16 protein-coding genes are annotated in these 19,100 nt (G+C 67.8%); 8 read left to right on the forward strand and 8 right to left on the reverse strand.

The window, feature by feature from the left end; translation table 11 throughout:
• Positions 1-187 precede the first annotated feature (187 nt).
• Positions 188-1,270 (forward strand): GlxA family transcriptional regulator, encoded by a 1,083-nt coding sequence (locus AC3WLE_RS02445; protein WP_492352115.1) that lies wholly within the window; start codon positions 188-190, stop codon positions 1,268-1,270.
• An 18-nt stretch (positions 1,271-1,288) separates the two neighbouring features.
• Here AC3WLE_RS02445 and AC3WLE_RS02450 read toward each other — a convergent pair whose 3' ends face one another.
• Both AC3WLE_RS02450 and AC3WLE_RS02455 read right to left on the reverse strand, forming a co-directional pair.
• Positions 1,289-2,020 carry a BON domain-containing protein gene (locus AC3WLE_RS02450; protein WP_035822196.1) on the reverse strand — a complete coding sequence of 244 codons (732 nt, stop codon included), beginning with the start codon at positions 2,018-2,020 and terminating at the stop codon, positions 1,289-1,291.
• Between the two features lie 149 nt (positions 2,021-2,169).
• Positions 2,170-3,822 carry an AMP-binding protein gene (locus AC3WLE_RS02455; RefSeq protein WP_492356235.1) on the reverse strand — a complete coding sequence of 551 codons (1,653 nt, stop codon included), beginning with the start codon at positions 3,820-3,822 and terminating at the stop codon, positions 2,170-2,172.
• 240 nt (positions 3,823-4,062) lie between these two features.
• Between AC3WLE_RS02455 and AC3WLE_RS02460 the strand changes: the two genes are divergently transcribed.
• The gene (locus AC3WLE_RS02460; protein WP_492318559.1) at positions 4,063-4,737 is read left to right on the forward strand and encodes an SOS response-associated peptidase; all 675 of its coding nucleotides are present in this window, start codon (positions 4,063-4,065) and stop codon (positions 4,735-4,737) included.
• A gap of 51 nt (positions 4,738-4,788) precedes the next feature.
• Here the strand turns inward: AC3WLE_RS02460 and AC3WLE_RS02465 are convergent, their stop codons facing one another.
• Positions 4,789-6,996, reverse strand: a complete 2,208-nt coding sequence (locus AC3WLE_RS02465; protein ID WP_492356283.1) for a TonB-dependent siderophore receptor — start codon at positions 6,994-6,996, stop codon at positions 4,789-4,791.
• Positions 6,997-7,267: 271 nt separating this feature from the next.
• On the opposite strand from AC3WLE_RS02465, the gene AC3WLE_RS02470 reads away from it, so the two are divergent.
• The gene (locus tag AC3WLE_RS02470) at positions 7,268-7,594 is read left to right on the forward strand and encodes a BrnA antitoxin family protein (RefSeq protein WP_035822186.1); all 327 of its coding nucleotides are present in this window, start codon (positions 7,268-7,270) and stop codon (positions 7,592-7,594) included.
• A gap of 57 nt (positions 7,595-7,651) precedes the next feature.
• Here AC3WLE_RS02470 and AC3WLE_RS02475 read toward each other — a convergent pair whose 3' ends face one another.
• The 3 genes from AC3WLE_RS02475 to AC3WLE_RS02485 form a co-directional block, all read right to left on the reverse strand.
• Positions 7,652-8,200, reverse strand: coding sequence for a TetR/AcrR family transcriptional regulator (locus tag AC3WLE_RS02475; RefSeq protein WP_492356234.1), 549 nt, complete (start codon positions 8,198-8,200; stop codon positions 7,652-7,654).
• 107 nt (positions 8,201-8,307) lie between these two features.
• Positions 8,308-9,699, reverse strand: a complete 1,392-nt coding sequence (locus tag AC3WLE_RS02480; protein ID WP_492318563.1) for a dihydrolipoyl dehydrogenase — start codon at positions 9,697-9,699, stop codon at positions 8,308-8,310.
• A 141-nt stretch (positions 9,700-9,840) separates the two neighbouring features.
• Positions 9,841-10,572, reverse strand: coding sequence for a glutathione peroxidase (locus AC3WLE_RS02485; RefSeq protein ID WP_492356233.1), 732 nt, complete (start codon positions 10,570-10,572; stop codon positions 9,841-9,843).
• 305 nt (positions 10,573-10,877) lie between these two features.
• Here AC3WLE_RS02485 and AC3WLE_RS02490 point away from each other — a divergent pair, with 305 nt between their 5' ends.
• Entirely contained in the window at positions 10,878-12,596 is a 1,719-nt protein-coding gene (locus tag AC3WLE_RS02490; RefSeq protein ID WP_492352119.1) for a dipeptidase, read from the forward strand.
• A 104-nt stretch (positions 12,597-12,700) separates the two neighbouring features.
• Here the strand turns inward: AC3WLE_RS02490 and AC3WLE_RS02495 are convergent, their stop codons facing one another.
• Positions 12,701-13,180: a nuclear transport factor 2 family protein gene (locus AC3WLE_RS02495; protein ID WP_492356232.1), complete on the reverse strand. Its 480-nt coding sequence runs from the start codon at positions 13,178-13,180 to the stop codon at positions 12,701-12,703.
• Between the two features lie 235 nt (positions 13,181-13,415).
• Between AC3WLE_RS02495 and AC3WLE_RS02500 the strand changes: the two genes are divergently transcribed.
• Complete coding sequence (locus AC3WLE_RS02500) at positions 13,416-14,192, forward strand: 2OG-Fe(II) oxygenase (RefSeq protein WP_492318688.1); 777 nt, start codon at positions 13,416-13,418, stop codon at positions 14,190-14,192.
• Positions 14,193-14,200: 8 nt separating this feature from the next.
• Positions 14,201-15,271: a bifunctional DNA-binding transcriptional regulator/O6-methylguanine-DNA methyltransferase Ada gene (ada, locus tag AC3WLE_RS02505; protein WP_492356231.1), complete on the forward strand. Its 1,071-nt coding sequence runs from the start codon at positions 14,201-14,203 to the stop codon at positions 15,269-15,271.
• A gap of 11 nt (positions 15,272-15,282) precedes the next feature.
• Here the strand turns inward: ada and AC3WLE_RS02510 are convergent, their stop codons facing one another.
• On the reverse strand, positions 15,283-17,019 hold the full coding sequence (locus tag AC3WLE_RS02510; protein ID WP_492356230.1) for an FAD-dependent oxidoreductase: 1,737 nt from the start codon (positions 17,017-17,019) through the stop codon (positions 15,283-15,285).
• Positions 17,020-17,214: 195 nt separating this feature from the next.
• Between AC3WLE_RS02510 and AC3WLE_RS02515 the strand changes: the two genes are divergently transcribed.
• A complete protein-coding gene (locus tag AC3WLE_RS02515; RefSeq protein ID WP_492318569.1) occupies positions 17,215-17,946 on the forward strand; it encodes a YceH family protein in 732 nt (243 codons plus the stop codon).
• 225 nt (positions 17,947-18,171) lie between these two features.
• On the forward strand, positions 18,172-19,074 hold the full coding sequence (locus tag AC3WLE_RS02520) for a patatin-like phospholipase family protein (protein ID WP_492318570.1): 903 nt from the start codon (positions 18,172-18,174) through the stop codon (positions 19,072-19,074).
• The last annotated feature ends 26 nt before the right edge of the window (positions 19,075-19,100 follow it).

Below are 19,100 nucleotides of genomic sequence, written 5' to 3' on the forward strand. Positions count from 1 at the left end.
GGAATCTCCTCGGATTGGTCTTGTTGGTGCCATGCCTCGGCGCACAGGCAGCGCCGCGGCACAACTGCACGATGCTAGCCCTTGCCAGAACCTTAGGGGAGGATCAATATCGCCAATCCGGATGCCGATCCCGCCACGGCATCCTGCCCCCCACGCTTCGCTCATGCACCCGACCACGCCCCCTGGCATGCCAGCCGCAATCACGCCGCCTTCACAGAACATCCCGCTGCATGTCCGCCTGCTATGGTTGCCGCAAGCCATGCCGGGCAGCCTGTTCACCGCGCTCGACGTGCTCCGCACCGTGGCCGGCGTCGCCAGCCTGCAGCGGCCCGACGCCGCGCCCACGCTGAGCTGGCAACTGTGCGGCAGCAACGGGCGCACGCTGGCGGCAGACCTGCCGGGGCTGGTGGCCTCCACCCGGCGCACCCGCGCCGCGGACAGCCGCACGCTGCTGGTGATCCCCGCCCTGCTGGCCAGCAACGCGCTGCAGCTGGGCGAGATCGTGCAGCGCGATGCGGCGGCGCTGCGCCTGGTTGAGCGCCATGCGCAGGCCGGCGGCTGGATCGCCGCGTGTTCGTCGGGGATGGTCTTGCCGCTGCAGCTGGGGCTACTCGACGGCGCCAGGACCGGCGCGCCCTGGATGTTCCAGAGCTGGATGATGCGCCAGTATCCGCATTGCGACCTGGGCAGCGACCAGGCCATGAGCGTGCACCAGCGTGTGTTCTCGTGCGTGGCGCCGGCGCTGCAGGTGGAATTCATGCTGCGCGTGCTGGGCCACCTGCACGACCCGGACCTGGCACAGGCGGCGTCGCGGCTGATGCTGTTCCAGCCCGAGCGCCAGCGCAGCGTGCCGGCACTGGTGTCGCAACGCTGGCTCAGCCGCACCGCCGACAGCCCGGTGTATCGCGCCATCCAATGGCTGCAGGACCATGTGTCCGAGCCCTACAAGCTGGCCGCGGTGGCCCAGGCGGCCGCGGTCAGCGAACGCACGCTGCTGCGGCATTTCCGCCAGGTTACGGGGCTGAGCCCGCTGGACTACCTGCACACCCTGCGCGTGGAGCGCGCGCGCATGCTGCTGGAAGTCACGCTGCACGGCACGCAGGGCATTGCGGAAGCCTGCGGCTACAGCGACGCCGCCGCGTTCCGGCGGCTGTTCCAGCGCACCACCGGCATGTCGATGTCAGACTATCGCGCCCGCTTTGCGCTGCGGGCGCGGCGGCGCTACTGGCGCATGGAAGATGTCGCGGTACGGCGCGGCACCGGGGAGTGACCGCGCCCAGGGCAGCGCTCAGGTGCGCAAGGCGATGTGGTTGACCACGTTCTCAACGCCCTGCACGTACCATGCGTCGCGCTCGGCCTGGCGCCGCGTGTCCTCGCTGGCGACGCAGCCTTCCAGCGTCACCACGCGGTTCTCGGTGCGCGCGCTGACCTGGCCGGCATCGATGAAGGGATCGGTCTCCAGCACCAGCATCAGTGCCTCGGTGATTTCATCGTCGCGGTCGGCTTCGGCGGGCGCTACCACCAGTTCATTGACCACGCAGCGGCAACCGCGCGACCACCAGGCCAGCACCCCTGCCAGGCGCATGTGCGACAGGCTGATCACCTGCCCCCACAGCGTGACCACGCCGTCGTGCACTTCCACTTCAATCCAGCCGCTGCGTTCGCCCACGGCTTCGCGCATGGCCTCGGGCTTGCCCTTGACGCGCGCGCAGATCTTGCAATTGCGGAAATCGATGGCATTGAGCAGGCGCTCGCACACCGCGTCGCGCAGTTCGCCGTCGCCTACCTGCATGCCGCCATTGGCCACGCGCAGGTGATCAATCACGCTGGTTACACCGTCCACGCGCCGTACCGTCGCCGCGGCCCTGGTCTTGTCGACGATATCGGCCACCTCGCCTTCCAGGATCAGCGCGCCGTCGGAAAGCCGCAACTGGATGGTGGGATGGAGGACATGACCCTGATAAGGCACATGCGCCAAGGCTGCGCGCGCCTGCGTCAGCACCGCTTCGCTACTCTGCATTTTGTTCGCCTCGCCCGATTGGTCTGGAGATGGAAGACGCGCGCCCCTGCCTGCAGGCGCGCCTGGCGCGGCACCGCAGGCTCCTTCACCCCCGGGGCCCGGCAACCGCTTCCTCATTATAGGAAGGCGGTCCGGGAACGGCTCAGGCCTCAGGCAGCGGCCGCCTCGCGCGCGCGCGCCACTTCCTGGTTGCGCAGGATAAAGCGCTGGACCTTGCCGCTGGGGGTCTTGGGCAGTTCGGCGACGAACTCGATCTCGCGCGGGTAGGCATGGGCGGCCAGGCGCTTGCGCACGTGCTGGCGCAGCGCCTCGGCCAGTTCCGGCGCGGCGCGATATTGCGGGTCCAGCACGACAAAGGCCTTGATCAGCTCGGTGCGCTCCGGATCGGGCTTGCCGATCACCGCGGCCTCGACCACGGCCGGGTGTTCGATCAGCGCGCTTTCCACGTCGAACGGGCCCACGCGGTAGCCAGAGGTGGTGATGACGTCGTCGGCCCGGCCGATGAAGCTGATGCTGCCGTCGTCATTCAGCTCGGCGGAATCGCCGGTCAGGTAGTAGCTGCCGGCAAACCCGCTGGTGGGCGTGCCGTGATAGCCGCCGAACCAGCACATCGGCGAGCGCTTCAGGTCCAGCGCCAGCGTGCCCGGCTGGCCCGGCGGCAGTTCGCGCTGCTCATCGTCCACCACCACCACGCGATGCCCGGGGCTGGCAAAGCCGGCCGCGCCCATGCGCACCGGATGCGCGAGCGCATGGTGGTTGCACAGCACCATGCCCAACTCGGTCTGGCCGTAGTGGTCGTGGATGGTCACGCCCAGCTCGCTGGCGAACCAGCGGATCACTTCCGGGTTGAGCGGCTCGCCCGCGCTGCTGACCGCGCGCAGCCGCCCGCGCAGCGGGCCTGACACGGCCTCGCCCGCGGCGATCAGCAGCCGGTATGCCGTGGGCGAGCCGGCCAGGTTGGTGATGCCGTACTTGCGGATCACACGGCATGTGCTCTCCACGGTGAACGGGCCATCGTAGAAGGTGGTGGGATGGCCCAGTGCCAGCGGGCCCGTGACCGCGTAATACAGGCCGTAGGCCCAGCCCGGATCGGCCAGGTTCCAGAAAGCATCTTCCGCGCGCAGGTCGACCGCGTCGCGCATATAACCGGCAAACGCGGCAATGGCCTTGAGCGGCACCAGCAGCGGCTTGGCCGGGCCGGTGGTGCCGGAGGTGAACATCATCAGGAAGGGGTCGTCGCCCCGGCGCGGCACCGGCTCGAACGACGCCGGCTGGTGTTCCAGTTCGGCCCAGAAGCTGAAGTCGCCGCGCACCAGGCCGCGGCCCTTGTCGCCGGCCACGGTGACGATGGCGGGACAGCCATCCACTTCATCCAGCTTGGGGCGGTTGGCGCCATCGGTGACCACAACCTTCGCGCCGGACGCATTGAGCCGGTGCTCGATGGCCTTGGGGCCGAAGGCCGTGAACAGCGGCTGGTACACCGCGCCAGCGCGCCAGGTGCCGAGAATCGTCACCAGCAGTTCCGCATTGCGCGGCAGCAGGCCCGCCACGCGGTCGCCCGGCTGCACGCCCTGCGCCTTCAGGAAGCCGGCAAACTGCGCGGACAGTGCCTGCAGCTCGGTAAAGGTCCAGCTGCGCGAATTGCCGTCGCGCCCTTCCCAGAACAGCGCGATACGGCCCGGCAGCGCGTGGCGGTCGCAGCATTCGACGCACGCGTTCATTGCCTCCAGGCTGCCGTGCAGTTGCCGTGCCACGGCGTCGTCATAGGAAAATCCGTCGAAGGCTTGGGCGTAGTCGCGCATGGTGTCTCCTGTATTCCGGCTGGTGCCTTTTGGTAGGTGGCCGCTGCGCGCGGGGTGCCGGCGCGCAACGGCTGCCGCAAGAGTGTGCGCGAGCGCCACGGGAGCAGGCAATAACCGATTCCGCCAGCGCGGCTGACGGTTTTTGCCATCCCTGCCGTGAGCCCTGACGCACCTCCTGGCACCCTTGACGCGGCACCGCCCGGCGCCGACGATACGGGCATCACCGCCAGGAGACAGCGCATGTGCACCAACTACGCCCCGGTCCAGAGCCGGATCCTGCGCGAAATCTTCGGCGTGGAACCGCCGCCGGGGCTGTACAAGGCTGAAACCTATCCGGACTACGCGGCGCCGATCGTGCGCGCCGCGGACGATGGCACGCGCAGTGGCGCACTGGCCTCGTTCGGCATGGTGCCGCGCCCGCGCATCCCCCCCGGCGCACGGCGCTTTGACACCACCAATGCCCGCAGCGAGACCGTGGGCGAACGCCCCGCCTTTGCGCGCTACTGGCGCCAGGGCCAGCTGTGCCTGGTGCCGGCCACGGCGTTCTATGAGTTTGCGTATCCCGAAGATGCAGCGCCCGGCGGCCCGCCCGGCAAGCCGGTGCGCTGGCGCGTCTGGCTCCCCGGCGAGCCGGCCTTCGGCATTGCGGGCCTGTGGCGCAGCTGGCCGGACCAGTCGCTGTCCTTCACCATGCTGACCATCAACTCGGCCCAGCACCCGGTGATGCAGCGCTTCCACAAGCCGGGCGAGGAAAAGCGGTCAGTGGTGATCGTGCCGCGTGAACAGTGGGACGACTGGCTCGCCTGCCGCGCTCCCGAGGTCGCGCGCACCTTCCTGAAGCTCTTGCCCGCAGACGCCATGCGGGCCGAACCGGCGCCCAAAGTGCAGGGAGCGCCAATCCCCGACTCGGAGTAAGCGCGCCGCTATCGCCGCCCCGGCCGCAGGCGCGCTTCCATGCAAGCCGGCTCAGAAGCGGTAGGTAACGCTGCCCACCACCGTGCGGCGCGCGCCGAAGTAGCAGTCACCGCGCGCCAGGCAGGTGGTCAGGAATTGCTTGTCGAACAGGTTGTTGGCATTCAGCGAGACGCGCAGCGGGCCGTGGTCATAGGCGATCATCGCGTCGTAGAGCGTGACGCCGCCCACCCGGTTCTGGTCGGCACCGTCATAGCTGGGGCCGACATAACGCATCCCGCCGCCGGCGACAAAGCCCGGCACGCCAAACAGCTTGAAGCGATAGTTGGCCCACAGCGACGCCATGTTCGACGGCGTGCTCGCCAGCTTCTTGCCCACCTCGGCCGGCGTGCCGTCGATCACGCGCGCATCCAGGTAGGTATAGGTTGCGATCAGGTCCAGCCGGCTGGACAACGAGGCCAGTGCCTCCACCTCGATACCGCGCGTACGTGCCTCGCCCACCTGGACCGAATCGGGAATACCGTTGACCACGCCGGCGGTCTTGCGGTTCTTCTCGCGCATATCGAATGCGGCAATGGTCAGCGTGGCGTTCTTGCCCGGCGGCTGGTACTTGATCCCTGCCTCCCACTGCGAACCGCGCAGCGGCTTGAAAGCCTGGTTGGCCTTGTTGAAGCCGGCCAGCCCCTGGAACGACTCGGAATAGCTCACGTATGGGTTGAGGCCGATGTCCGAGCGGTACATCAGGCCGGCACGCCTGGTCAGCTCGCTGTCGTCGCGGCTGGCCGAGGGCGTGTTGTCCTGCGCGGCGCGCGACCAGTCATAGCGCAGCCCCAGCATCAGCAGCCACTTGTTCCACGACAACTGGTCCTGCACGTACAGGCCGGTCTGCGCCTGCGTGGCGGGATTCAGGTCGCGCGTGCCCGGCAGGGTGAAATTGCCGTAGACCGGGTTGAACACATTGAGCGGCGCGGCCGTGCCCCCCACCCCGGCGCGCCCCGTGATCTCTGAGTGCTGGTAGTCGACGCCGGTCAGCAGCGTGTGCTGGACCGGGCCGGTGCGGAAGTTGGTCTGCGCCTGGGTATCGACCGCGAACGAGTTCAGCGTGGGCTGGTTCAGGTAGACCGTCCGGCGCATCAGCGTATCGCTGCCCGGCACCCAGCCGTGGCCGGCGCCGTTGAAGCCGGCCGCGTAGATGCTGCGGTAGTCCACCGTGCTGTGCGAATAGCGCAGGTTCTGCCGCACCGTCACGGTGTCGTTGAACTTGTGCTGGAACTCATAGCCCACCGACGCCTGCTCGGCGTTGTAGCGGTCGAAGCCAGGCTCGCTGATAAACAGGTGATCGGGGATCTGGCCGGCCGGGTTGGCATGCAGCGTGCCCCGCCAGGGGAAGAAGCCGACCGAGGTTCCGCTTTCATCGCGCTGGAAGTTGGCCAGCAGCGTGAGCGAGGTGTCCTGGCTCGGGCGCCACGTCAGCGAAGGCGCGACCAGGTAGCGGTTGTCCTTGACGTAGTCCACCTGCGTGTCGCTGTCGCGCGCCAGCGCCACCAGCCGGTACAGCCACTTGCCGTCCGCATCGAGCGGGCCGGTCAGGTCGGCCTGCACCTGCTTGCGGTTGTAGTTGCCGAACTGCACCCCGATCTCGCGCGCCGCTTCAGGCTGCGGGCGTTTGCTGACCAGGTTCAGGATGCCGCCGACCGCGCCCTGCCCGAACAGCATCGACGACGGCCCGCGCAGCACGTCGATGCGCTCCAGCGCGTAGACGTCGGGCCGCACGTTGTTGTAGAAGCCGACCTGGTTCAGCAGGCCGTCGCGGTACTGCGTGAACTCGGTGCCCCGGAACCGGCCCCAGTCGCCGCGGGCGTCGTTGCCGAACGGCCCGGCGTAGACGCCGGCGCTGTAGCCGATGGCCTGCTGCACGCTCTGCGCGCCCTGCGCCTCCATCCGGTCGCGTGTGATGACGGTGATCGACTGGGGCGTCTCCATCACCGGGGTGTCGGTCTTGGTGGCAGTGGCGCTGCGTTTTGCCACAAAGCCATGGACCGGGCCGGAGGCGGTTTCGTCATCGCTGCTGGCGCGGACCGTCACGGCCGGCAGTTCAGCCGCAGCACCGGCCGTTGCCGGCGCAGGCACTTCGCCGGATTGGGCAAACACGCCGCCGGCCTGCAGGCTCAATACAAGGGTGGTCAGCGAAAGGCCGCGCGGGGTGACAATCGCGGGGTAGGCAAAGCGCGGCTTTGCCTGCTTGGTCGGGTGGAAATACATCACTCAGGGATCGGAAGGTAGCTACCCCGCAGGCGCTGCGTGGCAAGTGGAAAAACTCTGATTACGAATGCGAATAATTCGTAATTACAAAGAATTGTAGCCTGAATGTGTCAGAAGCGAGACATTTTCTATGGGAGCCTCGGGCTAGCCGCTCCAGAGTGATATGGCTTTTGGCATTCCGACGGTGCCAAATTCATTTTTATTGCTGTAGCATAAATACAGCCGGCTACGATTTTGGCGCGAGACTATGAACAGGAAACCTGACCTCACCATGCCGACGCCCGCGGAGGACGCCGCAATTGCGCGCGGCATTGCCGGAGACCCCGATGCGGTGTCATTGCCGACGGAACAAATCAAGCGGCTGCGCCCGGCGCGCGAGGTACTTGAGCAGGTCGTGGGAAAAGAAAATGCCGATGCGCTGGTGAAACGCCGTGGCAGGCCGGCCAAGCCGGCTGGCGAGCGCAAGGTCAACCAGACCTTGCGGATCGATCCCGATGTACTGGACGCCTACAAGGCAACCGGTAGCGGCTGGCAAACGCTGATGAACGACGCACTGCGCGATTACGCCAAATCGCACCGGATGCTGCCTCGGCGCTAAGCCAGACGAAGAAGGCGTTGGGCAGTTCTCAGCCTCAGTGGCCAGCCCCCACGCCAATCAGCCGGCCTGCAGCCGGCCCAGCAACCGCCGCCCCGCCTCGATCACCGCCGCATCCGGCTGCATCTGGTAGCGCACGATCATGCCTTCGATGCACAGCATCGCTTCCTCGGCCACTGCTTGCGGCTGATCCAGGCCCAGGCGCGTGGCGATGTCGGCGACGAATGCGGCCAGCTCGGCCTTGTGCGCCGCGGCCTGTTCGGCCGCGCGCGCGTCGCCGCCCGCCTCGGCCACCACGTTGATAAAGGCGCAGCCACGGAAGTCTCGGCCGAACCAGTCCGCCAGCGCGTCGGCAATCACGTCCAGGTGCGGGCGCTCGGCCAGCCGGGCTTCCACGTCCTGCCGGAACCACGTCATCCACTCGTCATGGCGGCGCGCCAGGAACGCCGAAATCAACTCGTTCTTGGAGGCGAAATGGCGGTAGAGCGACATCTTGGCGACGCCGGATTCGGCAATGATCTTGTCGATGCCGGTGGCGCGGTAGCCCTCCTGGTAGAACAGGCGGGCAGCGGTGTCGAGGATGCGGTCGCGGGCGGAAGTCGTGGCCATGGTGGCAGCGTAGTCGGTAATGGGAGCAGCCGGACAGCGCCCTGCGGCGCCCGGCCTCTATAGGTTGATACTATGACAGACAGACCTGTCTAGCAAACCTGGCCCGCTCAGGCCTCGAGCTTTGCCTCCGCATCACGCAGCGCCGTACGCAGGCCCTCTTCCACCACCGGGTGGTAGAACGGCATGCCCAGCATCTGCCCGATGGTCAGGCCCTGCTGGTACGACCACGCCAGCAGGTGGGCGATGTTCTCGGCACGCGGGCCGGTCCATTCCGCGCCCAGGAAGCGGCCCGTGGCCTTGTCGGCATAGACATGCATCAGGCCCCGGTTCTTCAGCATCACGCGGCTGCGGCCCTGGTCCTCGAAGCTGACCTCGCCGGTCACGAACGTCCCTTCGGCCAGGTCGGCGTAACGCTGGCCGACCATCGCGATCTGCGGGTCCGTGAACACCACCGCGATCGGCGCGCGCCGGGCCAGCGGCTTCACTTGCGGATAGCTCGCGGCGTTCTCGCCCGCGGCCTTGCCCTCGTCCGCGGCCTCATGCAGCAGCGGCAGGATGTTGTTGGCGTCGCCGGCAATGAACACCGGCGCATTGCCGCACTGAAGCGTGCGCGTATCGAACAGCGGCACGCCGCGCGCATCCAGCGCCAGGCCGGCATGCTCCAGGCCCAGGCCGCGCACATTGGGCACGCGGCCGGTGGCAACCAGCGCATAGTCGAAGCGCTCGGTCACGCTGCGGCCTTCGCGGTCCAGGTAGGTCACCACCACCTGGTCGCCGTCGCGGGCCATGTCGGTCACCCTGGCGTCCGGATCGAGATAGAACTCGCCGTTGAAAGTCTTCGCCGCGTAGGCGCGGATCACGGGATCAGTCAGCGGCCCGAGCGAGCCGCTGACGCCGAACACGCGCACCCGCACGCCCAGGCGCGACAAGGCCTGGCCCAGTTCCAGCCCGATCACGCCGGGGCCGAACACCACCACGCTGGCGGGCAGGTCTTCCCACGCAAACACATCGTCATTGACGATCAGGCGGTCGCCGAACACCTGGAACGGCGTCGGCAGCATCGGCGTGGAGCCGGTGGCGATGACCACGCGGCTGGCACGCACGGTGGTGTGCCCATCCACTTCCAGCGTGGTGTTGTCGATAAAGCGGGCATAGCCGCGAATGCGGTCGGCTTCGGGGATGTTCTCCACGCCACGCACCACGAAGCCGACAAAGCGGTCGCGCTCGCTGCGCACGCGGGCCATCACCTCGCGGCCGTCGATGCGGACCTGGCCATCCACGTGCACGCCGAACGGCGCGGTGTGGCGCAGTTCGTGCGCGGCTTCGGCGGCAGCGATCAGCAGCTTGGAGGGCATGCAGCCCACCCGGGCGCAGGTGGTGCCGTACGGCCCGCCTTCGATGATCACGGCGCGCTTGCCCGCGGCAATCGCGGCACGATAGGCGGCAAGGCCGGCGGTGCCTGCGCCGATCACGGCGACGTCGGTCTGGATGGTGGTCATGGCGGTCAATTCCTTTGTCTTGATGGTGTCAAACTGGTGTCAATCAGCGGGATGGATGGGGCCGCCATGCCGCCGGGCAAGGCGACCCCATCGGGTCCGGCGACTGCCGGTCCCCGGGTGGGGGATGAAGGGGGAATCCGCTTACTTGCCCAGGTACTGCTGCAGCGCCTCGGCGCCGCCGATGAGCTTGCCGTTGATAAAGACCTGCGGTGCGGTCATCTCGCCCGACACGGCGCCCAGCACCTTGCCGCGCACCTTGTTGTCCAGCGGCACGTCGATATAGTCGAAGCCGTTGTCGTCCAGCAGTTGCTTGGCCTTGGCGCAGAACGAGCAGCCGACCTTGGAGAACACCACCACCTGGTCCGGCTTGCGCGCGTCCGGCGCGATGTGGGCCAGCATGGTGTCGGCGTCGGACACCTTGAACGGGTCGCCCGGCTCTTGCGGCTCGATGAACATCTTCTGCACCACGCCGTCCTTGACCAGCATCGCATAGCGCCAGCTGCGCTTGCCGAAGCCCAGGTCGGCCTTGTCCACCAGCATGCCCATGCCTTCGGTGAATTCACCGTTGCCGTCGGGGATCATGGTGATGTTCTCGGACTCCTGGTCCTTGGCCCATTCGTTCATCACGAAGGTGTCGTTGACGGACACGCACAGGATGTCGTCCACGCCGTGCTTCGCGAACACCGGCGCCAGCTCGTTGTAGCGCGGCAGGTGGGTCGACGAGCAGGTCGGCGTGAAGGCGCCCGGCAGCGAGAACACGACCACGGTCCTGCCGTTGAACAGCTCGCCGGTGGTGACGGTCTTCCACTCGTTGTCTTCACGCATGCGGAAAGCGACATTGGGAACGCGTTGGCCTTCACGGGATTGCAGCATCAGTTCACTCCTTGGTCTGGATCGGGTTGGTTTCGGCTGCGGGTTGCAGCGAAGGCCCCATTCTGTCGACCGGGATGTGATTTGTACAATTCATCGTTTTAACCACGGCGATTGTCTCACGCTATTGATACTGCATAGCCATTCCCTATTGCGCCGGCCATTGCACCTCATCCGCGCGCACGCAAAAGCATATTTTTTCCAGCAAGTACCGGCGAGTGCCCTATCATGCGGCATCCACTCAGACTCCCGTTTTGTCCGCAATGACCCGATATTGCCGCCTGCCGTCTCTCTGCCGATGGGCCCCGATGCTCGCGCTGTCGCTGATGCTGGCGCACCCCACGCAGGCGCAAACCCTGAAGAAGCCGGCCCTGGATGCGCTGGTCTCCGGCACCCGAACGGCGGCCCAGGCCGACCTGCAGGCATTCATGGCCGCCGCCGCCAGGGCCGAGCCTTCCGTCGCGCCGGCCGTGGCGGCGTGGCAGGCCCGGTCGCCGCTGGCCGGCGACAACCTGGTCAATATCGGCCGCCTGCTGGGCGTCTACAACCGCGTCCGCAACGAGGCCGCGGTGATCGACGCCATCGGCAGGATGGTGGCGCTGCGTACCGTGCGCGACGAGAAAATCCCGCAGCACGAGAGCCCCGCCATCATCGAGTTCGGCAAGATGATCGAGGCCATGGCGCGCGACTTCGGGCTGGCCTACCGCAATGTCGACAACCGGGTCTTCGAGGTCACGCTGCCCGGCGGCGGCAAGGATACCTTCGGCATCCTGACCCACGCCGACGTGGTGCCCGCGGTGGCCGAGGAATGGGTGCTGGAGGACGGCACCAAGCTGGATCCGTTCCGCATGACGCGCGTGGGCGACACGCTGTACGGGCGCGGCACCATCGACGACAAGGGCTCGATCGCCGCGGTCATGTATGCCATGAAGACCGTCAAGGAAAGCGGCGTGCCGCTCGAGCGCACCATCCGCCTGATGATCGAGACCACCGAGGAAACCGGCGGCGACGGCATGAAATACTACCGCCAGCACACCACCCTGCCCGAGTACAACGTCGTGCTCGACAGCAAATACCCCGCGGTGGTGGCGGAAAAAGGCGCGGGCACGCTGACCGTTTCCTTCGGCATCAAATCGGCGGACGACAAGAGCGCGCAAGGCAAGTCCGACCAGAAGGGACCAGCCATCGTTGCCATGCGCGGCGCGGCCTCGGCCAATGCCATCCCCGAGACCGCCACCGCGCGCATTGCCGGTGGCGATGCTGCCGCCGTGGCTGCCACGCTGGAACAGGCACGCGCTGAATTCCTGCGCCGCCACACCCCGCGCGGCAAGTTCTCCATCGACGTGAAGCGCGCCGGCAACGACGTGGAAGTGAAAGTCACCGGCGCCTCGGCGCACGGATCGCGCCCTGAGGAAGGGGTCAACCCGCTGCCGCGGCTGGCGCTGTTCCTGCAGGCCAGCGGCGTGCAATTTGCCGAGAACCACTACCTGAACGCGGTCCGCTACCTGAACGACCTGTACGGGCTGGATTACCTTGGCACCAGGATGGAGGTGGCCTACCGCGACCCGTTCATGGGCCCGCTGACCATGTCGCCCACGCTGGTGCGCGAGCGCGGCGAATATGTCGACGTGGTCACCAACGTGCGCATGCCACGCGGCCGCACGCCGGACGAGCTGGGCGGCAAGATCACCAAGCGCATCTTCGGCTGGGCCGCCACCCATGGCCCGGTCGAGATCAAGTACGACCAGGGCAACTGGATGGCGCGCGATCCCAAGGGCGCGTGGCTGTCCACGCTGCTGAATATCTTTGGCGATACCACCGGGCTGGAAGCCAAGCCGGTTTCCACCGCCGGCAGCACCACCGCCAAGCTGATGCCCAATGCCATCAACTTCGGGCCGGCCATGCCGGGAAAGAAGTACACCGCGCACAACGCGCGCGAGTACAAGGAAGTGGCCGACCTGAACCTGGATATGCAGATGTTCACCGAGATGCTGGTGCGGATCGGGAACCTGGACAAGATGCAGTAAGGCGTTCCCTCATCGCTTGTGTGCTCCCCTCTCCCGCGCGCGGGAGAGGGGAGCAGCCTCAAGCAGTTCGAGCGTCAGCGTTCAAACTGATACCCGAACAACCGTCACAACCCCAGTTCACTCAACCCCGCATGCTCATCCGGCCGCCGGCCCAGGGTCCAGTGGAACTTGCGGTCCGCCGCCTTGATCGGCGCATCGTTGATGCAGGCAAAGCGCCTGCGCATCAGCCCCGCCTCATCGAACTCCCAGTTCTCATTGCCGTATGACCGGTACCAGTTGCCGGAATCGTCGTGCCATTCATAGGCAAAGCGCACGGCGATGCGGTTGCCGTCGTGCGCCCATAGCTCCTTGATCAGCCGGTAATCCAACTCCTTCTGCCACTTGCGCTGCAGGAAGGCGACGATGTCGGCGCGGCCATTGACGAATTCCGCTCGGTTGCGCCAGGCGCTGTCGACGGTATAGGCCAGCGCCACGCGCTCGGGGTCGCGGCTGTTCCAGCCATCCTCGGCGGCACGGACCTTGGCGATGGCGGATTCAAGGGTGAATGGGGGCAACGGCGAACGGATTTCGGCTTGTGCGGACATGCGGAGGCTCCTTGGCGGAAACAGGGTGAATCAGGTAGGAAGAACAGCCTGCTCGATATGATACAGACCTGTCTCATTATTGGTAGACAGATCTGTCTTGTCAAGGCAGGATACTTGGCAGAATTCAAAAGCAAGACCCGGAGTGCGAGCCGCACGCGGGCGGCCTAAAGTTGGCACCATGCAAGCAAGAGACAGGAGACCCGCGGTGAGCATCAGCCAGATACAACGTCCCGAAATGGCCGTGGCAGGGCCGCGCCGGCCAATACCGCCAGCGCGCGGCACGGCGCGGGGGCATGGGCACGAAGCCGATATCGCCACCCGCGTCGATGGCACCGACTGGGCGGCCATTGCACGCGAGCTCGACGACTATGGCTGCGCCGCGATCCGCGGGCTGCTGTCGGCAGCCGAATGCGACGCGCTTGCCGCCGGCTATGCGCAGGACGCGTTGTACCGCTCTCGCATCGAGATGCGCCGGCACGGCTTTGGCCAGGGCGAGTACAAGTACTTCCGCTACCCGCTGCCCGACACCGTGGCCGCATTGCGCACGGCGCTGTATCCGCACCTGGTGCCGGTGGCCAACCGCTGGAACGCCGCCATGGGCATCGATGTGCGTTATCCCGCCGCGCACGCCGACTATCTTGCCCGCTGCCACGACGCCGGCCAGTTGCGCCCGACGCCCCTGCTGCTGCGCTACGGCCCCGGCGACTACAACTGCCTGCACCAGGACCTGTATGGCGAGCACGTATTCCCGCTGCAGGTCGCCATCCTGCTGTCCGAGCCGGGCCGCGACTTTACCGGCGGCGAGTTCGTGATGACCGAGCAGCGGCCGCGCATGCAGTCGCGAGCCGAGGTGGTGACGCTGCACCAGGGCGATGCCGTGGTCTTTGCCGTCAGCCAGCGCCCGGTGCAGGGCAGCCGCGGCAGCTACCGCGTGAACCTGCGGCATGGCGTCAGCCGGCTGCACGCGGGCCAGCGCTACACGCTGGGCATCATCTTCCACGACGCCACGTGAGGTATCCCATGACCCGTCCCACACAGCAACCGGAAGCCAGCACCATCGAACGCGACCCGCGCTGGGCCCGCGTGCTGGCGCGCGATCCGGGCGCCGACGGTGCCTTTGTCTATGCGGTCAAGACCACCGGCGTGTACTGCCTGCCGAGCAGCCCGTCGCGCCTGCCGCATCCGGCCAATGTCGAGTTCTTCGATAACGCCGCCGCGGCCGAAGCCGCCGGCTACCGGCCCAGCCGCCGTGCCGCCGCGCCGGCGCTGGCGGCCCGGCACGCGGCCATCGTGGCCGACGCCTGCCGCCGCATCGAGGCCGCCGACACCCTGCCCACGCTGCCCGAACTGGCCAGTGCGGCGGGCGTCAGCCCCTATCATTTCCATCGCCTGTTCAAGGCCGCCACCGGCCTGACACCGCGCGCCTACGCCGCCGCGCACCGCGCCAGGAAGCTGCGCGGGCAACTCGGCACCAGCGACTCAGTGACGGAGGCGATCTACGACGCCGGCTTCGGCTCCAACAGCCGCTTCTACGAGACCTCGGACGCAGTGCTGGGCATGACCCCGTCGCGCTACCGCGCGGGCGGGGCCGACACCGATATCCGCTTTGCCATCGGCCAGTGCTCGCTGGGCGCGATCCTGGTGGCCCAGAGCGAGCGCGGCGTCTGCGCGATCCTGCTGGGCGACGATCCGCAGACGCTGCTGCAGGACCTGCAGGACCAGTTCCCGCGCGCCAACCTGATCGGCGGCGATGCGCAGTTCGAGCAACTGGTGGCCCAAGTGGTGGGCTTTATCGAGGCACCTTCGATCGGCCTGGCGCTGCCGCTGGACGTGCGCGGCACCGCGTTCCAGCAGCGTGTATGGCAGGCCCTGCAGGAGATCCCCGCGGGCAGCACCGCCAGCTATGCCGAGATTGCCGCGCGCATCGGCGCGCCGCGTGCGGTGCGCGCGGTGGCGCAGGCGTGCGCCGCCAACCACCTGGCGGTGGCCATTCCCTGCCATCGCGTGGTGCGCAGCGACGGCAACCTGTCGGGCTACCGCTGGGGCGTGGCGCGCAAGCGCGAACTGCTGGAGCGCGAGGCGCAGGCCTGAGTGTCGCGCGCTCAGCGCGCCGCGGCTGCCTGCACCCGAGCCAGGTAGTCGTGGATCTGCGCCACCACGGCCGCGCCCTCACCCACCGCCGCGGCAACCCGCTTGGTCGAGCCCGCCCGCACGTCGCCGATGGCAAACACGCCCGGCACGCTGGTCTGCAGCGGATACGGCACCGCCGACGCGCAGCCCAGCTCGCCGCCGCCGGTGCGCACGAAGCCCTTGTCATCGACCTCGACGTTGCAGGTGCGCAGCCACGACGCATTGGGATCGGCGCCGATGAACAGGAACAGGTGCCGCACGTCCATCGTGACCGGGGCCGGGCTTTCCGCGCGGCATTCGTAGCGCACCGAGCTGAGCCATCCTTCCCCCGCCAGCGCGCTGATCTGCGCGTGCGTGTGCAGCGTGATATTGGGCAGCGAACCGATGCGGTCGATCAGGTAGCGCGACATGGTGGCGGCCAGCCCCGGCCCGCGCACCAGCATATGCACGTGCGCCGCGTGCGAGGCCAGGTAGACCGCTGCCTGCCCGGCCGAATTGCCGCCGCCCACCAGCATTGCCGGCTCGTTCTTGCACAGCTTGGCCTCCACCGGCGAAGCCCAGTAGTACACGCCACGCCCTTCAAAGTGCTCCAGCGCGGCGATGTCCGGGCGCCGGTACTGCGCGCCGGTGGCAATCACCACGGTGTGGGTCGGGATCATGCGGCCATCGGCCAGCTCCAGCCGGATCGGGTCCGCGCCGCAATGCAATGCCTTGACCTCCAGCGGGATGGCGATATGCGCGCCGAACTTCAGCGCCTGCACGAACGCGCGCCCGGCCAGCGCCTGCCCGGAGATGCCGGTGGGAAAGCCAAGATAGTTCTCGATGCGCGCACTCGCGCCCGCCTGCCCGCCCGGCGAGCGGCAATCGATCACCGCCACCGACAAGCCTTCGGAAGCGGCATACACGGCCGTGGCCAGCCCTGCCGGCCCGGCACCGACCACCACCACGTCATAGACATGGGCCGGATCGAACTCCGGCAACAGCCCCAGGCACGAAGCCAGCTGCCCTTCGTCCGGCGCGCGCAGCACGCGGCCGTCGGCGCAGATCACCAGCGGGAAGTCGCTGGCGGGCGCGTTGGCGTAGTCGAGCAGCAATGAGCAGTCGCGTTCCGCGTCGATGTCGATGACCGTATGCGGGTAGCCGTTGCGCCGCAGGAAGGCCTGAAGTGCCACCAGCTGCGGTTCGGTGCCATGGCCGACCAGCACCGGCCCGCTGCCGAATTCGATCAGCCCCACGCGGCGCAGGATCAGCGCGCGCATGATGCGCTCGCCCAGTTCGGCCTCGGCCACCAGCAGGGCGCGCAACCGCTCTGGCGTGATCACATAGCCCTGGGTATCGGTCACGGCCACGCCGTCGACCAGCGCCGGGCGGCCGCTGAGCGTGCCGACCTCGGCCAGGAAGTGGCCGGCGCCCTGCTCGGTGATCTGGTGCTCGCGGCCCAGGCCGTCGCGCCGCATCAGGCGCACGCGGCCGCTGCCGATCAGGTACATGCCCCGGCCCGTATCGCCGATGGCAAAGAGCTTCTCGCCCGCGCGCCAGCTCTGCGGCGTGCCAAAGCGGCGCACGCGCGCCATGTCTTCGGCGCCGAGCTGCGGGAACATCTGGTGCCAGCGTGACTCCAGCGTGGAATACGGCGCCTCCAGGGCGCCGCCGGCCTCCGGGCCGGTGTCCTCATCCGGGGCCATTGCCTCCGATTGCGAAATCGCCATGCTCCCTCCCCGTCTGGACCCGCGCCTGCCCCGGCGCATCTTCCCGGTTGCCGCCGCGCGGCCTATCGATAGTAGACGGCGGCGCGCAGAATGCGAGAATCGCACGGCGCAGTTGCGGATTGCGCCGGCTTGGGATTGAATGAGCGCCTCGGCGTGTCGGCATTCGCCGTCACCTTCAGCAAAAAACCAGTCTTGATGCAATCCAACCATGATTCCGACGCCAGCCAGGCTGGCGACCGCCCCGCCCGCCCGGCATTGCGCCCCCTGACGCCCGTTGAAGGCCGCGTGCTCGGCGTGCTGGTCGAAAAACAGCACACCGTGCCCGATACCTACCCGCTGTCGCTCAATGCGCTGGCCTCGGGCTGCAACCAGAAGACCGCCCGCGCCCCGGTGATGAACGTCAGCGAGGCCGAGATCCTTGAAGCCATCGATGGCCTCAAGGGCCTGAGCCTGGTCTTTGAAGGCAGCAGCAGCCGCGTGCCGCGCTTCGAGCACAATATGCAGCGCGTGCTGGCCGTGCCCAGCCAGTCCGTCGCACTGCTGGCCATGCTGCTGCTGCGCGGCCCGCAGACCGCGGCGGAGCTGCGCCTGAACACCGCGCGCCTGCACGGCTTTGCCGATATCTCGTCGGTCGAGGCCTTCCTTGACGAACTGTCCAGCCATGCGCCGCCCTTCGTCGTCCGGCTGCCGCGCGCGCCGGGTGCGCGCGAAAACCGCTGGATGCACCTGTTGAGCGGCGAAGTAAGCGCCGCGGCGGACGCCGACGACGCCGAGCGCACCACCGGCGGCGCCACCGCCTCGCCGGGCGAGCTCGAACAGCTGCGTGCCGAGCAGCAGGCCCTGACCGAGAAGGTAGCGAAGCTGCAAAGCCTGGTCGAACACATGGCCGGCCAACTCGGCATCCCCGTCGACGAGTTTCTCGACTGACGCCCCGCTTGCGTCATAGCTGACGGTACCAGCCACCCCGCTGCCAGCCAGCATTGGTGGTTGGTGGATATTCCTGGCGGTTAATTGCGCTATTAATTCGCGAAGACGATCCACAGGCTCAGTCCCTAGCGCGACAAACGACTTACCGTCCGACCTGCCCGATGGCCCGGATGTCGCCTATGCTTTGCTCAGGACCGCAGACTGGACAGGGAGACCGGCGCAGCCATGGACAAGACAGCCTTCGTATTTGCGGGCGGCGGCAGCCTGGGTGCGATCCAGGTCGGCATGCTGCGCGAACTGGCGGCATGGGGCGTGATGCCCGATATCGTGATCGGCGCCTCGGCCGGGGCCATCAACGGCGCCTACTTTGCCTGCAATCCGGGCGTGGCCGGCGCCGGCCGGCTTGACGCGCTGTGGCGCGGCATCCGGCGCTCGGACATCCTGCCGTGGAGCTGGCGCAGCGTGTGGAGCATGTTCGGCGGCAACCGAGGCCACCTGGTGGAGGCGGCCGGGCTGCGCGGACTGCTGGCGCAGCACTTCGGCACGCGGCGGCTGGAGGCAGCGGAACTGCAGCTGCACGTGGTGGCCACCGACATGCACAGCGGCGACGAGGTCTTGCTGTCCAGCGGCAGCATTGTCGACGCGGTGCTGGCCAGCGCCGCCATCCCCGGCGTGTTCCCGCCGGTGCAGTTCGAGGGCCGCACGCTGATCGACGGCGGCGTGGCCAACAACACCCCGGTATCCACCGCGATCGCACTCGGTGCCACGCGCGTGATCGTGCTGCCCGCGGGCTTCACCTGTGCCGAGCGCCGCCCGCCGCGCGGCGCGCTGGAGCATGCGTTCAACGCGCTCTCGCTGCTGGTGGCGCGCCAGCTCGTGCACGACCTGCAGCACTTCGCCGACCGCGCGCAGATCAGCGTGGTGCCGCCGCTGTGCCCGCTCGACATCTCGCCCTACGACTACTCCAAATGCGGCGAGCTGATCGACCGCGCCGCGGCCACCACCGCGCAGTGGCTGCAAGGCAAGGGGCTGGACAGCCAGCGCATACCAGGCGCGCTGGCGCCGCATTCGCACGACGAAGCGACGCCCAGCTGCAGCGCCGACATCCCGGCGGCGGCGCCCCACTGAAGCCGCTCAGCGCCGGCTGGGAGTAC

The sequence above is a fragment of the Cupriavidus sp. FW306-1B-F12B genome (assembly GCF_058781795.1).

What these genes read in the sequence shown, in the direction of transcription:
- AC3WLE_RS02455 (WP_492356235.1), bottom strand. Translation starts at nt 3,822, where the DNA reads ATGCGCGACTACGCCCAAGCCTTCGACGGATTTTCCTATGACGACGCC.
- AC3WLE_RS02450 (WP_035822196.1), bottom strand. Translation starts at nt 2,020, where the DNA reads ATGCAGAGTAGCGAAGCGGTGCTGACGCAGGCGCGCGCAGCCTTGGCG.
- AC3WLE_RS02500 (WP_492318688.1), top strand. Translation starts at nt 13,416, where the DNA reads ATGGCCGTGGCAGGGCCGCGCCGGCCAATACCGCCAGCGCGCGGCACG.
- AC3WLE_RS02520 (WP_492318570.1), top strand. Translation starts at nt 18,172, where the DNA reads ATGGACAAGACAGCCTTCGTATTTGCGGGCGGCGGCAGCCTGGGTGCG.
- AC3WLE_RS02460 (WP_492318559.1), top strand. Translation starts at nt 4,063, where the DNA reads ATGTGCACCAACTACGCCCCGGTCCAGAGCCGGATCCTGCGCGAAATC.
- AC3WLE_RS02510 (WP_492356230.1), bottom strand. Translation starts at nt 17,019, where the DNA reads ATGGCGATTTCGCAATCGGAGGCAATGGCCCCGGATGAGGACACCGGC.
- AC3WLE_RS02485 (WP_492356233.1), bottom strand. Translation starts at nt 10,572, where the DNA reads ATGCTGCAATCCCGTGAAGGCCAACGCGTTCCCAATGTCGCTTTCCGC.
- AC3WLE_RS02465 (WP_492356283.1), bottom strand. Translation starts at nt 6,996, where the DNA reads ATGTATTTCCACCCGACCAAGCAGGCAAAGCCGCGCTTTGCCTACCCC.
- AC3WLE_RS02470 (WP_035822186.1), top strand. Translation starts at nt 7,268, where the DNA reads ATGCCGACGCCCGCGGAGGACGCCGCAATTGCGCGCGGCATTGCCGGA.
- AC3WLE_RS02490 (WP_492352119.1), top strand. Translation starts at nt 10,878, where the DNA reads ATGCTCGCGCTGTCGCTGATGCTGGCGCACCCCACGCAGGCGCAAACC.
- AC3WLE_RS02445 (WP_492352115.1), top strand. Translation starts at nt 188, where the DNA reads ATGCCAGCCGCAATCACGCCGCCTTCACAGAACATCCCGCTGCATGTC.
- AC3WLE_RS02495 (WP_492356232.1), bottom strand. Translation starts at nt 13,180, where the DNA reads ATGTCCGCACAAGCCGAAATCCGTTCGCCGTTGCCCCCATTCACCCTT.
- ada (WP_492356231.1), top strand. Translation starts at nt 14,201, where the DNA reads ATGACCCGTCCCACACAGCAACCGGAAGCCAGCACCATCGAACGCGAC.
- AC3WLE_RS02480 (WP_492318563.1), bottom strand. Translation starts at nt 9,699, where the DNA reads ATGACCACCATCCAGACCGACGTCGCCGTGATCGGCGCAGGCACCGCC.
- AC3WLE_RS02515 (WP_492318569.1), top strand. Translation starts at nt 17,215, where the DNA reads ATGCAATCCAACCATGATTCCGACGCCAGCCAGGCTGGCGACCGCCCC.
- AC3WLE_RS02475 (WP_492356234.1), bottom strand. Translation starts at nt 8,200, where the DNA reads ATGGCCACGACTTCCGCCCGCGACCGCATCCTCGACACCGCTGCCCGC.